The sequence below is a fragment of the Aeromonas sp. 96A genome, from assembly GCF_051919165.1.
Taxonomy (GTDB): Bacteria; Pseudomonadota; Gammaproteobacteria; order Enterobacterales; family Aeromonadaceae; genus Aeromonas; species Aeromonas veronii.
The window spans coordinates 3679674-3692943 of the sequence record NZ_JBQBFE010000001.1 but is presented as its reverse complement, the minus strand read 5'-3'; the positions used below and the strand labels follow the sequence as shown (position 1 = coordinate 3692943).

The following is a 13270-nucleotide window of genomic DNA, read 5'->3' as shown; positions in this document are numbered from 1 at the left end:
CGACAATGAATACAGTGATGATCAGCCCAATCCCAACCACAACTCGATCTGTTCCCTCTCCCTCCGAGAGAGGGCTAGGGTGAGGGGACGCAATACCCAACCGGTAAACAGATGGGAAGCTGGCTATATCTATAAGGCGATACAGAGTGGGAGCAATTAATGGAGAGCAACCGTGTTGCCAAGCGACTGAGACGAGATGCCACACAGGCAGAGCAGAAACTGTGGCAACAGTTGCGCAATCGCCGTCTGGCGGGGCTGAAATTTCGCCGCCAAATGCCAATCGGCCCCTATGTGGTGGACTTCATCTGCCTTGAACAGGGATTGATCATCGAAGTGGATGGTTCGCAACACGGAACACAAGCGAACCAGATTCATGACGAGGCTCGGACAGCCTATCTCAATCAGCAGGGATTTCGGGTGATACGAGTGTGGAATAACGATGTACTGGGCAGGCTCAACTCCGTGCTGGATTTTATCCTGTTCTCATTACGTCAATCCGATTGACCCCTTCCCCTCAATTCAAAAAGCAAAAACGGAGAAGGGGAAACCTAACTTACGCCCGCAGGGCCCGCATCAGCTGGGCGACTACGTCGTCGAGCAGGGGGCGATCGGGGCGGCACTGGGCGAAGGTGACCAGCCCTTGCAGGTTGATCAGCAGCAGGGCGGTGAGGGTATGGATATTGCTATCCGGGGCCAATTCACCCTTGGCCTGCGCCTGCGTCAGCAACTCGGCCAGATCCTGCTCCAGCTCGCCATAGATCCCCTTGACCCGCTGGGTCAGCTCCTCATCCTGCTCGCTCAGCTCCATCATGGTGCGGGTCACCAGACAGGAGCCGCAGAGCGCCTCCCCCACAATCCGGTCGAGATAGGCCGCAAGGCCCGCCAGCGGGCTCGGGTTGTCGAGCAGGGAGCGGCGCTGGGTGCGTTTACCCTCGACATAGTGATCCACCGCCGCCAGCAGCAGGCCGCGCTTGTTACCAAAGGCGCCGTAAATGCTGCCTGGGTGCAGGCCGGTAGCGGCCACCAGCTCCTGCATGGTGGTCTTGGCATATCCCTTGGCGCGAAACGCTTCCATGGCATTTCGCAGTACCTCGTCCCGATCAAACTCGGCTATGCGCATGGTTCCTCCCGTGGGAAATGGTTCACCGGCAAGGGGCAACAGGGCCCGCCGATAAAGAGTGGCTGGAAAGGGCGGCAAGTTTACCCCAGCCGCCCGCTCGGGCCAACCTTCTTGAACGCGCATTCAAAAAAAGCTTGCGCCCGACGCAAAAAACGTCTTGAATGCACGTTCAAGAATAACCCGTTCAGGACAACCTATCATGAATACCCTGTTTCAGCCGTATCGACTCAATGACACTCTGACCCTGGCCAACCGTTTCATGATGGCCCCGCTCACCCGCTGCATGGCAGGCCCAGGTCTGGTGCCGACCGAGCAGATGGCTGCCTATTACGGCCGCCGCGCCGACATCGGCCTGATTGTTTCCGAGGCCGTCATCATCCGCCCCGATGCGCAGGGCTACCCCAATACCCCGGGCCTCTTCACCCAGGCGCAGATCGATGGCTGGAAGAGAGTGACCAGCGCCGTGCACGCCAAGGGTGGCAAGATCTTCGCCCAGCTGTGGCACGTCGGTCGCCTCTCCCACCCCTTCTTCCATCAGGCTGAAGTGCTGGCCCCCTCTGCCGTGGCGCACGAGGGCACTGTGCCCCGCATGCGCGAGCTGACCTATCAGGTGCCACGCGCCCTGACCGAGGCCGAAATCGCCCAGCTGGTGCTGGATTACGCCCAGGCCGCTGCCAACGCCATCGAGGCGGGCTTTGACGGGGTGGAGATCCACGGTGCCAACGGCTACCTGATCGACCAGTTCCTGCACCACTCTACCAACCTGCGCACCGACAACTACGGTGGCAACCCGGAAAAGATGAGCCGCTTCGCGCTGGAAGTGGTCGATGCCATCAGCGCCCGTATCGGTGGTGATCGGGTTGGTATTCGCCTCTCCCCGGGTGCCTATGTCCATCTGGCGGGCAGCCCGGAAGATCGCGCCGTGTTCGACTACCTGCTGGGCAAGCTCAACGATCGCCCGCTGGCCTATATCCACCTCGGCATCTTTGATGACAACCTCACCTTCGATTATCTGGGTGGCCGCGCCTCCGACTATCTGCGCGCCCACTACAAGGGCAATCTGGTCGGTGTGGGCAACTACGACGCCGAGCGCGCCGCTGCGGCCATCGAGGCCAACCGCTTCGATCTGGTGGCCATCGGTCGTCCGCTTATCGCCAACCCGGACTACCTCACCAAGGTGAAGAAGGGAGAAGCGCTGGTGCCCTACGCCGACACCATGCTGGCTGAGCTGGTATAACCACGAAGCCATCGCCAGACGACAGGCAATAAAAAACGAGGGGAGCTGTTGCTCCCCTCGTGCTAGTTGGTGCGGGCTTAATTGGTACGAAATAGCGCCTCGATGGAGAGCCCCTGGCTCAGCAGGATCTCCCGCAGACGGCGCAGCCCCTCCACCTGGATCTGGCGTACCCGCTCGCGGGTCAGGCCAATCTCGGCCCCCACATCCTCGAGGGTAGCGGGCTCGTAGCCCAGCAGACCGAAACGACGGGCCAGCACTTCCCGCTGCTTGGGGTTGAGCTCCTCCAGCCAGTGGACAATGCTGCTGCGCATATCATCTTCCTGTGACTCCAGCTCAGGCCCCATGCCTCGCTCGTCGGAGAGCACATCCAGCAGCGCCTTGTCGCGATCACCACCAATGGGGGTGTCCACTGAGGTGATCTTCTCGTTGAGTTTGAGCATGCGGTTCACGTCATCCACCGAACGATCCAGCGCGAAGGCGATATCCTCGGCGGTCGGTTCATGATCGAGACGGTGAGAGAGTTCGCGCGCGGTGCGCAGGTAAACGTTTAACTCCTTGACCACATGAATGGGCAGACGGATGGTGCGGGTCTGGTTCATGATGGCCCGCTCTATGGTCTGGCGGATCCACCAGGTGGCATAGGTAGAGAAACGGAAGCCGCGCTCGGGGTCGAACTTCTCGACCGCACGGATAAGACCGAGGTTGCCCTCTTCGATAAGATCCAGCAACACCAGGCCGCGGTTGTTGTAACGACGGGCGATTTTCACCACCAGTCGCAGGTTGGACTCGATCATGCGCTTGCGGGCGGCTTTGTCACCGCGCAAGGCACGACGGGCGTAGTAGACTTCCTCTTCGGCAGTGAGCAGCGGGGAGAAACCTATCTCCCCCAGATAGAGTTGCGTGGCATCCATCACCTTGTTCAGCTCAGGTGCCAGCAACTCATCGGAGATAGTCTCGTCCGCCTCGGCGGCTACCTCCTGCAACTCTTCTACCTCGTGAGATTCGGGTTCAGCGTCAAACTCTAACTCTGCATCCTGCATTACCAGTTGTTCTTGGCTCATGGTGTGTCTCCCTGACGTTACCAGAGTAAGACGGTCTCTCTGGGGTTAACGCTTTGGCAAATAGCTCATCGGATTGATCGACTTGCCTCTGTACCGGATCTCGAAATGCAATCGCACATCCGGCGCGTCCGTGCTACCCATGTTGGCAATGACCGAGCCCCCCTTGACGCTGTCCCCTTCCTTCACCCGCAACTCGTCGTTGTGTGCGTAAGCGGAGAGATAGTCATCATCATGCTTGAGGATAATCAGCTTGCCGTACCCCCTTAAAGCACTGCCAGCGTATACCACTTTACCGCTGCTGGCGGCGTAGACGGGTTGCCCCTTCTGGCCGGCTATGTCGATCCCCTTGTTACCCTGTTCTGCAACAGAGAACCCCTCGACAATCCGGCCTTTTGCGGGCCAGTGCCAAGCAAGTCTCGACTGGGAGTTGTTTGTTTTTTGTTCTTTGGACTGAGCGTATTCCTTCGGTGCTGCCGGAGCAACGGATTTCTGAGAGATGAACGGCGTGGTCTGACCAGATCCACTCGGCTCGGCCAACGGACGCGGACCGCTGCTCGGACGGCTCACGGCCACCGGCGTCACGGTTGCCGGACGAGTCGCAGCCACCATCTGGGTCGAACCGCCGCCTGCGGTCTGGACATTGAGCACCTGACCCGGTTGCAGCGCATAGGGGGCGCTCAGGTTGTTGCTCTGGGCCAGCGCCTGCGGCGTCATGCCGAACTGGCGGCCGATGCTGCTCAGGGTATCGCCGCGGCGCACCTCATAGGTACCGGCACTGCGGCTGCTGCCAACACTGGCGCTGGAACCATCGAGTCGCAGTCGCTGCCCCGGATAGATGTTGTAGGGCGGGCTGATGTTGTTGAGGCTGGCCAACGACGGCACGTCGTTGCCGGAGTTGAAGGCGATGGAGTAGAGGGTATCGCCCCGCTTCACCACATAGCTGCCGCCCTGAATGGGGGCGCTGACCTGGGCACCGCTTTGGCGAGCCGGAATGGTCGAGACAAACTGCCCCTCATCAACACCATCTACCGGAGCTGCATTTTTACTGGAGGAGCAGGCAAGCAGCAGCCATGACAACACCACGACACTGCTTCCTTGCCAAATACGCGAACGCATAATGGATCCTTAACGACTAAACCAGAAATAGGCCACCACGGCCAGACCAATACAGAGCCAACCGAGCACATCTACGTAGTGCATCAGTTTGCGTTCCATCTTCTCGCCACCCCAGCGCATCAGGCCCGCAACCAGGAAAAAGCGCATGCCACGACCGATGAGGGAGGTGATGATGAAGGGCAGCAGAGCCATTTGCAACAACCCTGCCGTCACGGTAAACACCTTGTAGGGGATAGGGGTGAAGCTGGCAATGAAAATGACCCAGATCCCCCACTGCTCAAACCAGTTGCGAGCAATCTCTATCTTGCTCTGATAACCCACAGACTCAACCAGTGGCAGTACGACCGGATCCCACAGGGCATAGCCAAGGGCATAGCCAAACAGGGCGCCCAACACAGAGAAGAGGGTAGCCAGCGTGGCGTAGTGCCACGCCTTGTGGGGCTTGGCGAGCGCCATCGGCGCCAGCATCACATCCACCGGGATGGGCCAGAACACCGACTCGATGAAAGCGGTGATGGAGAGATACCAGGGGGCATGTTTGTGGCGAGCCCACTGCATCACCAGTACGTACAAACGGGAAAACAACTTCACTCAACATCTCCGTCAATCAGGGGAACAAAACGTACCGGCTCCAGAATACGGCTGGTCAGCTGGGATCCGGATCGTTCGATCAGCTGCAGGGTCTGCTGGCTGTCACCCACTGGCAACACCAGTCGACCCCCTTCGGCCAGCTGATCGGTGAGCGCCGTCGGGATCTCGCTCGCCGCAGCCGTCACCAGAATGGCGTCATAAGGCCCCTTGTTGGGCCACCCCAGCCAGCCGTTGCCGTGCTTGGCCGAGACATTGTGCAGATCGAGCTGACGCAGTCGGCGCCGGGCCTGGAACTGCAGCGACTTGATCCGCTCCACGGTATACACATGCTCCACCAGATGGGCGAGGATCGCCGTCTGGTAGCCCGAGCCAGTGCCAATCTCCAGCACGTGGGCCGGATTGTTTTGCATCAGCAACTCGGTCATTCGCGCCACCATATAGGGCTGCGAAATGGTCTGGCCGTGGCCAATGGGCAGGGCGGTGTTATCCCACGCCTTGTGCGCCATGGCCTCGTCCACAAACAGCTGGCGCGGCACTTTCGCGATGGTCGCCAGCACGCGAAAATCGCGAATATCCTGCGCAATGAGCTGATTTAACAGGCGCTGTACTATCACACCACCCTCATCCCTGCAGATCTAACCAGGCCCCCAGACCGGCGAGACTGTCATAGGCAGTCATATCGATGGTCAGGGGGGTAATCGAGACATAGCCCTGCTCGATGGCAGCAAAATCGGTGCCTTCACCGGCATCCTGCTGGCTACCGGGGGGGCCGATCCAGTAGATGGGCTGGCCACGGGGATCCTCGGTGCAGATCACCGACTCCGCCCGGTGGCGGTTGCCAAGGCGGGTGGTCTTGATCCCCTTGATCTGCTCGAGGGGCAAGTCCGGCACGTTGACGTTGAGGATCTGATCGGCAGGCAGGGGGTGTTTCATCAGCCCCTTCACCAGCAGGGCCGCATAGTGGGCCGCCGTGGCGAAGTGGGTCTTGCCCACCAGCGAGATGGCGATGGAGGGGTAGCCAAGATGGCGCCCCTCGGTGGCCGCGGCGACCGTCCCCGAGTAGATGACATCATCCCCCAGGTTGGCGCCGTGGTTGATACCGGCCACCACCATGTCGGGTTCAGGACGCACCAGCTCGTTGACCGCCAGATGCACGCAGTCGGTCGGCGTCCCCTTAACCGCATAGCTCTCGCACCCATTAAAGCCGTTTTCTGCAATGCGGGTAACCCGCAGCGGTACTTCCAGCGTCAGGGAGTGACTCGCGCCGCTGCGGTTGCGATCCGGCGCCACCACAATGACCTCGCCGCAGGCGCGCAGCGCCTCGCTAAGGGCACGAATGCCCTCGGCATGCACACCATCATCATTACTGACCAGAATTCGCATCGGTCTGATTCCTGAAACCGTGATCGGCCTCTTCGGCCTGCATTAACTCGCGCACCACGCTGGTGGCAAACGCGCCCGCCGGCAGGAAGAAGGAGAGGGTCAGCGCCTCGCCGTCCAGCTGCCAGCTCATCTGCTCCGGCTTGAGCAGCAGCGGGCGCCTGTCCTGATCCAGCCCGGCTTTCTCCAGCCCGTCACACCAATCGCTGTAAGGAGCCAGCACGCCCTGTTCGAACTCGGCAGCGGCACCCTGACTGGCCAGGCGGCCACGGCCCCACTGGGGGGCGGTAAGCTGCACGTCGCCGGAGGCAAGACGCGCTTCCAGCTCGGGGGTCACGCTCTCTTCGCTGAAGATGGAGTGGCTGCCCTTGAGCATCACGCAATCACCGGCCAGCAGCTGATGGGCCAGCCCCTGCTCGATACGGGCGCTGACAATGGCGTTGAACAGCATGCTGCGGGCGGCAGAGAGGTAGAGGGAGCGTTTGTTGCGATCCTTGATCCGCTTGCCGGCAAACATCGCCTTGGCCGCTTCCAGGTTGTTGCCATCGCGGCCAAAACGCTGCTCACCATAGTAATTGGGCACGCCCTGAGTGGCGATGGCCTGCAGGCGCGCTTCCAGCCCGTCGGCCTGTTCCAGACCGGTGAGACGCAGGGTGAAGTGGTTGCCCTTGAGGTAGCCGACCCGCAATTTGCGGTTGTGACGCTTGGCTTGCAGGATCTGGATGCTGTCGCTCTCGATAACCGACAAGTCCGGTTCGGCCTTGCCCGGCAGGTGAATGCCGAACCACTGCTCGGTCACCGCGTGGCGATCTTTCAGGCCCGCCCAGGTCACCGCATTGCGGTTGACCCCGGCCGCATCGGCCAGCAGACCCGCTACCCAGGCGGTGTTTTCGCCGGTTTTGCGCACCCGGACGAAGATATGCTCCCCTTCCCCACAGGGCTCGAAGCCGAGATCTTCATTCACCACGAAGTCGGCGGCCTCGGCCTTGAGGATACCGCGGGCGGTGGGCGCCCCGTGCAGATAGGCAAGTTGTTCCAGCATTATTGTTTCACCAGTAGGACGACGGCTTCGGTGGCGATCCCTTCCTTGCGCCCCGTAAACCCAAGCTGTTCGGTGGTGGTCGCCTTGACGTTCACCCGGTTCAAATCACATTGCAGATCGGCGGCCAGCACGGCGCACATGGCGTCGATATGGGGCGCCATTTTGGGGGCCTGGGCGATGATGGTCACATCCAGGTTGCCGATGGCATACCCCGCCTTCTGTACCCGGGCAAAGACATCACGCAGCAGAATGCGACTGTCGATCCCCTTGAACTCGGCAGCGGTATCGGGGAAGTGGCGACCGATGTCACCGGCACCGATAGCCCCCAGCAGGGCATCGCTTACCGCGTGCAGCACCACATCGCCGTCGGAGTGGGCAACCAGCCCCTGCTCGTAGGGAACCTGCACGCCACCCAGCATGCAGGGGCCAACACCACCAAACTTGTGTACATCAAAACCATGACCAATGCGCATCATCAGCGGCAACCTCCCAACATGCTGAAACCAACCCCATCAATTTTGTGTACGTCCACACCATGTCCAATCCGGATCATGCTAACTCCTTGTTCGGGCCTGTTTGTTCGAGACACTCGGCTCTGAACGGTCTGTTCTGACCGAGGGGCTTATGCCTGCTGGCTTAAAAACAGCCCCGCCAGCGACAAGTCTTCCGGCCGGGTCACTTTGATATTGTCGGCGCGCCCCTCCACCATCCGCACCGTGAATCCGGCCCGCTCCATGGCGGAGGCCTCGTCGGTGATGGTGGCGCCCAGCAGCAACCCCTCTTCGAGCGACCGTTTCAGGGCACGGGTCGGGAACATCTGCGGCGTCAGGGCATGCCAGAGCTGCTCGCGCTCGACGGTGGCGATGATATTGCCCTCCCCATCGGAGCGTTTCATGGTATCGCGCACCCGGCTGCCGAGAATGGCACCGCCGCAGTTCATGGCCGCGGCAATCAGCGCATCGAGATCGCCGTGAGTCAGACAGGGGCGGGCCGCATCGTGCACCAGCACCCACTCCCCTTGCGCCACATGGAGACCATTGAGGACGGAAAAGGCGCGCTCGGCGCCTCCCTCGACCCGCACAATGCGCGGGTCGGCCGCCACGGGCAGTGCCTCGAACCAGCGATCATGGGGCGCCAGCGCCACGATCACCTGGGCGATGGCCGGGTGGGAGAGCAGCCGCTCCAGGGTATGTTCGAGAATGGTTTTACCCGCCAGTTGCAGGTACTGCTTGGGGCAATCGGCCCCCATTCGGCTGCCGATACCGGCGGCAGGGACGATCGCCGTCAGGCCGGATACCCGGCTGGCATCAGTCATCGTAGGGCTCATCGTCCGGCGCTGTCTCTTTGTCTTTCTCTTTGGGGATGATCCGGTAGAAGGTCTCCCCCTGCTTGATGTAACCCAGATCGTTGCGCGACAACTCCTCGATGGCCTCGAGGCCAGAGGTGAGATCATCTATCTCGCGGTAAATGAGGTCGTTACGATCCTTGAGAGTCTGGTTGTCCCGCTGTTGCTGCGAGATGGCCTCCGACAGGTTCTGATAATCGGATAGCCCGTTCTTCCCCAGCCAGAGGTCATATTGCAGTCCCCCCAGCAGGAGGATCAGGATCAGGGTGAATAGCCGCATGCACTAGGTCTCCTTCAGGCGGCCTAGTGTCCCATATTCGGTGCCAAGACAAAAGAAAGCGAGCACCCGGGAGCCACCGGCCGAACATAAAAAAGTGCCCAAGAGTGAATCAGATAGCACAAAGCCCCGCCAAACCGGTGCAAGGATGGCCAACCAGGGCGCTCCTTGTCCGGGGGCAGGGCTCTCAATCAGAAAGCGGTAAGGGGGATCAGTTCACCGCGACCGGCTCTCCCGCGCTCTCGGCCGGAGTGTTGTACACCGCCTCGGCATCGCGGAAACGCTCCAGCATCGCTTTTGAGGGCGCTTCGCCCAGCAGACTGCCCACCACGATGGCCAGCAGCGCAAACAGGAAGCCCGGGATGATCTCATACAGCCCCAGCCAGCCGAACTGCTTCCAGACGATGACGGTGATAGCACCGACCAGCATGCCGGCCAGCGCGCCGTTGCGGGTCATCCGCGGCCAGAGCACCGAGAGCAGCACCACGGGACCAAAGGCGGCACCGAAACCGGCCCAGGCGTAGCTCACCAGCCCCAGCACCCGGTTTTCCGGATTCATGGCAACGGCGATGGCAATCACCGCGATCAGCAGCACCATCAGGCGACCCACCCACACCAGCTCACGCTGGGAGGCGTTCTTGCGCAGGAAGGGTTTGTAGAGATCCTCTGTGATGGCGCTGGAGCAGACCAGTAATTGACAACTTAGAGTGCTCATCACCGCCGCCAGAATGGCGGAGAGCAGTACACCGGCGATCCAGGGGTTGAACAGGATCTTGGAGAGCTCGATAAAGACCCGCTCCGGGTTGCCGGTCACTCCAGCCGCCACTTCCGGGAAGCGGGCAAAGTAGGCCAGACCGAAGAAACCGATGGCCACCGCACCAGCGAGGCAGAACACCATCCAGGTCATGCTGATGCGACGGGCATTGGCCATGGAGTGGTGGGAATCCGCCGCCATGAAACGGGCCAGAATGTGGGGCTGACCGAAGTAACCAAGGCCCCAGGCCATCAGCGAGACAATGGCGATCACATCCAGATTCTTGAACATGTCGAGGTTGGTGGCGCTCTTGGCGGCCACCTCGATCATGGCGCTGTCCACCCCGCCGACTGCGATGATGACGAAGACCGGGGTCAGGATCAGGGCGAAGATCATCAGGGTCGCCTGCACAGTGTCGGTCCAGCTCACCGCGAGGAAGCCGCCGAAGAAGGTGTAGGTGATAGTGGCGGCGGCACCGACCCAGAGGGCGGTGTTGTAATCCATGCCGAAGGTGCTCTCGAACAGGCGGGCACCGGCCACCACGCCGGAGGCGCAGTAGATGGTGAAGAAGAGCAGGATCACCAGCGCCGAGAGGATGCGCAGCACCTTGCTGTGATCTTCAAAACGATAGGTGAAATAGTCCGGCAGGGTCAGGGCATTGCGGTTCTTCTCGGTATGTACCCGCAGGCGACCCGCTACCCAGCGCCAGTTGAGGTAGGCGCCGATGACCAGACCGATGGCGATCCAGCTCTCGGAGATGCCGCTGACGAAGACGGCGCCGGGCAGGCCCATCAGCAGCCAGCCGCTCATGTCGGAGGCGCCGGCGGAGAGGGCGGTGACCCAGCTCCCCATTCGGCGGCCGCCCAGAATGTAGTCATCAAAGTTGCGGGTGGCGCGATAGGCGACGAAGCCGATCAACACCATCCCGAGGATATACACCAGGAAGGTGATTAACATGGGTGTGCTAGCTGTCATGCAAAACTCCGTTTTGTGTCATTTTCTGCCCGCTCTGGTGACGGGCTCATCCCTAAAAAACCGGCCTAGCTTAATCAGCCGTTCGCGCCAGCTCAACCACTTTTAACAAATGAAAAACACAATAAAAACCTTTGCGCATCAAATCATCTGCCGCATCAAGAGGATGGCGCCAGATTTCCTGCCGTGGCCGTGACGGTCACCTCGCTGCGCCAGCCGCTACTGAGCGTTATGTTTTCACATTTTGTTACTATCCATTTTTTACAAGCCGGCGCCCCGCTCCTACACTCCCCGCCCTGTCTCATCACACCAGTCAGAGGTCGGCACCATGTCATCTCATCTGTCACACCTGCGAACCCTCGCCCGCCGCCTTCATCCGGTGGAGGAGTCGGGTCATCTCATCCGACGGGCCAAGTATGTGGGGCGTCTCTGGCTCAATCCCGGCGCCCGCGCCCTCTATCGCCAGCAGCAGGAGCAACCGCTGCTGGCGCAGGCGATCAGCCGCTTCCCCGATATTCTGGAAAAGCCGATCCACCCCTATCGCCACAAGGGGCTCCGCAAGCGCCTGCGAGCCGGGCTTATCAGCGGCCACTACCAGCAGCTGGCACGTCAGCTGCCCAAGGCGCAACAGCTGGCAATCTACAGCGGGCGCGGCCTGCTGCTGGCCCAGTGGCAGAGCGACAAGCTGACGGCCCCCCTCACCCTACAACTGGATTACCAAACCCACATGGGCAAAGAGGGGGAGATGAGCCTGACCCTCAAGCTAGGTGACGCGGCGCTCTATTACATGGCCCTCAATCTGCGCCCCGCACCGAACCCGACCCTCGAAATCTGCTCGCTGCAGGGCGGCAAGGGGCAGAGCGAGGAGATCAAGCTGGTCACCAAGGCGTGCGGCGGGCTGCGCCCCATGTCCCTGCTGGTCTATATGGCCGCCGAGCTGGCCCGGGGGCTGGCGTGCAAGAGCCTGCTCGGGATCCGCACCCAAAGCCACGTCTATCAGAGCAGCAAGCGCACCGCCGATCGGGTCAAGTTCGATCTCGACGGCTTGTGGCAGGAGCATCAGAGCAGCGTGCAGGATGAACTCTGGATGAGCCTGCCGCTGGAGGTGCCCCGCAAGACGCTGGAGGAGATCCCCTCCCGCAAGCGGGCCAGCTACAAGGCGCGCTATCAGCTGCTCGATCAGCTCGGCAGCGAGCTGCAGGCAAATCTGCTGCGAAGCTGAGTCAGCGCAGCAGAAACACAAAGGGCGAACAGCATGCTGTTCGCCCTTTGTCATGACGGGGATTTGCCGTTAGCGGTTGATCGCCATCGGCATGCCATTGCGCTGCTCCAGCGCCTGCTTCACCAGTTGGGAGTCGCTGTCGGCGTGGGCAATGAAGCGGGTCACCGCCGGGGTCATCGGCAGCGGTGCCGGCAACTTGGAGTTGAACTCCTCTTCGCTACGCGACAGCGGCTGATGCACTTCCAGATAGCGGACGCCATTGGGCTCGAGAGAGGCCTTGATCGGCTGGTTGACGAACTGGACGCGAGTACCGACCGGTACCTGCTTGAACAGATAGGCGATGTCGTCGTTGCGCAGACGCACACAGCCGTGGCTCACCCGCAGGCCGATGCCGAAGTTGGCGTTGGTACCGTGGATGGCGTACATCTTGCCGATGTAGAGGGCGAACAGACCCATGGGGTTGTCCGGACCGGCTGGCCATACCGCAGGCAGGCTCTCGCCACGGGCGGCATATTCGGCATGCATCTTGGCGGTCGGGGTCCAGGTCGGGCCCGCTTTCTTGCGCTGCACGCTGGTCACCCAGTTTTCCGGAGTATCGGTACCGAGCTGGCCGATGCCGATGGGCAACACTTCCACCACTTTTTTACCCTTGGGATAGTAGTAGAGGCGCATCTCGGCCACGTTCAGCACAATCCCTTCACGGGGGGCATCCGGCAGGATCAGTTGCTGGGGGATCACCAGCTTCTCGCCGGTCTGTACCAGCAGGGGATCCGCATCGGGGTTGGCTTCGGTCATGTTGGTCAGCCCCAGCTGGAATTTGGCCGCAATGGCCTCCAACGGCTGGCCGTTTTCTTCGGCCGGAACCACGTATTCCAGATTTTCCCCTACCAGACGGCTGTTGGCCGCAGGCAGAGCATATTCAACAGCGAAAACCGGCGCAGCGGTCAGCAGCAGGCTGTAGCAGAGTGTTGCCACACTATTGCGAAGGAGCTTCATAACTTTCCCATGATGATGACTTGAAGTGACGTCTCTGGGCTGGCAGCTGATCAAGAGGGGATCAGGGGCGCGAAGAGAAGGCCGCCATTTTTCTCCTCTGCACGGCAAATTTCAACTGACAAGTGGCGACGGGTCAATGATTAATATACGGTTTTTT

General features: G+C 60.9%; 15 protein-coding genes. 3 read left to right on the top strand and 12 right to left on the bottom strand.

Annotated features, from left to right (window positions below; translation table 11 throughout):
- The first annotated feature begins 159 nt into the window (after window positions 1–159).
- Window positions 160–504 (top strand): endonuclease domain-containing protein, encoded by a 345-nt coding sequence (locus ACTG2W_RS17230; RefSeq protein ID WP_106844353.1) that lies wholly within the window; start codon window positions 160–162, stop codon window positions 502–504.
- Window positions 505–553: 49 nt separating this feature from the next.
- Here ACTG2W_RS17230 and ACTG2W_RS17225 read toward each other — a convergent pair whose 3' ends face one another.
- A complete protein-coding gene (locus tag ACTG2W_RS17225) occupies window positions 554–1120 on the bottom strand; it encodes a TetR/AcrR family transcriptional regulator (RefSeq protein WP_042081487.1) in 567 nt (188 codons plus the stop codon).
- 199 nt (window positions 1121–1319) lie between these two features.
- Here ACTG2W_RS17225 and ACTG2W_RS17220 point away from each other — a divergent pair, with 199 nt between their 5' ends.
- Entirely contained in the window at window positions 1320–2357 is a 1038-nt protein-coding gene (locus ACTG2W_RS17220) for an alkene reductase (protein ID WP_270819072.1), read from the top strand.
- Window positions 2358–2434: 77 nt separating this feature from the next.
- On the opposite strand, the gene rpoS is transcribed toward ACTG2W_RS17220, so the two are convergent.
- The 10 genes from rpoS to putP all read right to left on the bottom strand — a co-directional run bounded on the left by rpoS (window position 2435) and on the right by putP (window position 10898).
- A complete protein-coding gene (gene rpoS / locus ACTG2W_RS17215) occupies window positions 2435–3418 on the bottom strand; it encodes an RNA polymerase sigma factor RpoS (protein WP_005335504.1) in 984 nt (327 codons plus the stop codon).
- A 45-nt stretch (window positions 3419–3463) separates the two neighbouring features.
- On the bottom strand, window positions 3464–4534 hold the full coding sequence (locus ACTG2W_RS17210; RefSeq protein ID WP_076492587.1) for a LysM peptidoglycan-binding domain-containing protein: 1071 nt from the start codon (window positions 4532–4534) through the stop codon (window positions 3464–3466).
- 9 nt (window positions 4535–4543) lie between these two features.
- Window positions 4544–5125 (bottom strand): YqaA family protein, encoded by a 582-nt coding sequence (locus ACTG2W_RS17205; RefSeq protein ID WP_181281688.1) that lies wholly within the window; start codon window positions 5123–5125, stop codon window positions 4544–4546.
- Window positions 5122–5739 (bottom strand): protein-L-isoaspartate(D-aspartate) O-methyltransferase, encoded by a 618-nt coding sequence (locus ACTG2W_RS17200; RefSeq protein ID WP_005335507.1) that lies wholly within the window; start codon window positions 5737–5739, stop codon window positions 5122–5124. The genes ACTG2W_RS17205 and ACTG2W_RS17200 overlap by 4 nt, the downstream gene beginning before the upstream one ends.
- A 7-nt stretch (window positions 5740–5746) precedes the next feature.
- A complete protein-coding gene (surE, locus tag ACTG2W_RS17195) occupies window positions 5747–6508 on the bottom strand; it encodes a 5'/3'-nucleotidase SurE (protein ID WP_005335515.1) in 762 nt (253 codons plus the stop codon).
- Window positions 6489–7547 (bottom strand): tRNA pseudouridine(13) synthase TruD, encoded by a 1059-nt coding sequence (truD, locus tag ACTG2W_RS17190; RefSeq protein ID WP_069528913.1) that lies wholly within the window; start codon window positions 7545–7547, stop codon window positions 6489–6491. Before truD ends, surE begins: the two co-directional genes overlap by 20 nt.
- Window positions 7547–8023 (bottom strand): 2-C-methyl-D-erythritol 2,4-cyclodiphosphate synthase, encoded by a 477-nt coding sequence (ispF, locus tag ACTG2W_RS17185; protein WP_106844355.1) that lies wholly within the window; start codon window positions 8021–8023, stop codon window positions 7547–7549. Before ispF ends, truD begins: the two co-directional genes overlap by 1 nt.
- Before the next feature lie 146 nt (window positions 8024–8169).
- Entirely contained in the window at window positions 8170–8862 is a 693-nt protein-coding gene (gene ispD, locus ACTG2W_RS17180; protein WP_106844356.1) for a 2-C-methyl-D-erythritol 4-phosphate cytidylyltransferase, read from the bottom strand.
- The gene (gene ftsB, locus ACTG2W_RS17175) at window positions 8855–9172 is read right to left on the bottom strand and encodes a cell division protein FtsB (RefSeq protein ID WP_005335520.1); all 318 of its coding nucleotides are present in this window, start codon (window positions 9170–9172) and stop codon (window positions 8855–8857) included. Before ftsB ends, ispD begins: the two co-directional genes overlap by 8 nt.
- Window positions 9173–9380: 208 nt before the next feature.
- Complete coding sequence (putP, locus tag ACTG2W_RS17170) at window positions 9381–10898, bottom strand: sodium/proline symporter PutP (protein WP_106844357.1); 1518 nt, start codon at window positions 10896–10898, stop codon at window positions 9381–9383.
- A gap of 325 nt (window positions 10899–11223) precedes the next feature.
- On the opposite strand from putP, the gene ACTG2W_RS17165 reads away from it, so the two are divergent.
- Window positions 11224–12117: a VirK/YbjX family protein gene (locus ACTG2W_RS17165; RefSeq protein ID WP_440016427.1), complete on the top strand. Its 894-nt coding sequence runs from the start codon at window positions 11224–11226 to the stop codon at window positions 12115–12117.
- Between the two features lie 69 nt (window positions 12118–12186).
- On the opposite strand, the gene ACTG2W_RS17160 is transcribed toward ACTG2W_RS17165, so the two are convergent.
- On the bottom strand, window positions 12187–13113 hold the full coding sequence (locus tag ACTG2W_RS17160; protein ID WP_005354531.1) for a L,D-transpeptidase family protein: 927 nt from the start codon (window positions 13111–13113) through the stop codon (window positions 12187–12189).
- Window positions 13114–13270: the final 157 nt, after the last annotated feature.

Bases quoted from the DNA above. Each gene is read 5' to 3' on its own strand.
- ACTG2W_RS17230 (WP_106844353.1), top strand. From the start codon at position 160: ATGGAGAGCAACCGTGTTGCCAAGCGACTGAGACGAGATGCCACACAG.
- ACTG2W_RS17225 (WP_042081487.1), bottom strand. From the start codon at position 1,120: ATGCGCATAGCCGAGTTTGATCGGGACGAGGTACTGCGAAATGCCATG.
- ACTG2W_RS17220 (WP_270819072.1), top strand. From the start codon at position 1,320: ATGAATACCCTGTTTCAGCCGTATCGACTCAATGACACTCTGACCCTG.
- rpoS (WP_005335504.1), bottom strand. From the start codon at position 3,418: ATGAGCCAAGAACAACTGGTAATGCAGGATGCAGAGTTAGAGTTTGAC.
- ACTG2W_RS17210 (WP_076492587.1), bottom strand. From the start codon at position 4,534: ATGCGTTCGCGTATTTGGCAAGGAAGCAGTGTCGTGGTGTTGTCATGG.
- surE (WP_005335515.1), bottom strand. From the start codon at position 6,508: ATGCGAATTCTGGTCAGTAATGATGATGGTGTGCATGCCGAGGGCATT.
- truD (WP_069528913.1), bottom strand. From the start codon at position 7,547: ATGCTGGAACAACTTGCCTATCTGCACGGGGCGCCCACCGCCCGCGGT.
- ispF (WP_106844355.1), bottom strand. From the start codon at position 8,023: ATGATGCGCATTGGTCATGGTTTTGATGTACACAAGTTTGGTGGTGTT.
- ispD (WP_106844356.1), bottom strand. From the start codon at position 8,862: ATGACTGATGCCAGCCGGGTATCCGGCCTGACGGCGATCGTCCCTGCC.
- ftsB (WP_005335520.1), bottom strand. From the start codon at position 9,172: ATGCGGCTATTCACCCTGATCCTGATCCTCCTGCTGGGGGGACTGCAA.
- putP (WP_106844357.1), bottom strand. From the start codon at position 10,898: ATGACAGCTAGCACACCCATGTTAATCACCTTCCTGGTGTATATCCTC.
- ACTG2W_RS17165 (WP_440016427.1), top strand. From the start codon at position 11,224: ATGTCATCTCATCTGTCACACCTGCGAACCCTCGCCCGCCGCCTTCAT.
- ACTG2W_RS17160 (WP_005354531.1), bottom strand. From the start codon at position 13,113: ATGAAGCTCCTTCGCAATAGTGTGGCAACACTCTGCTACAGCCTGCTG.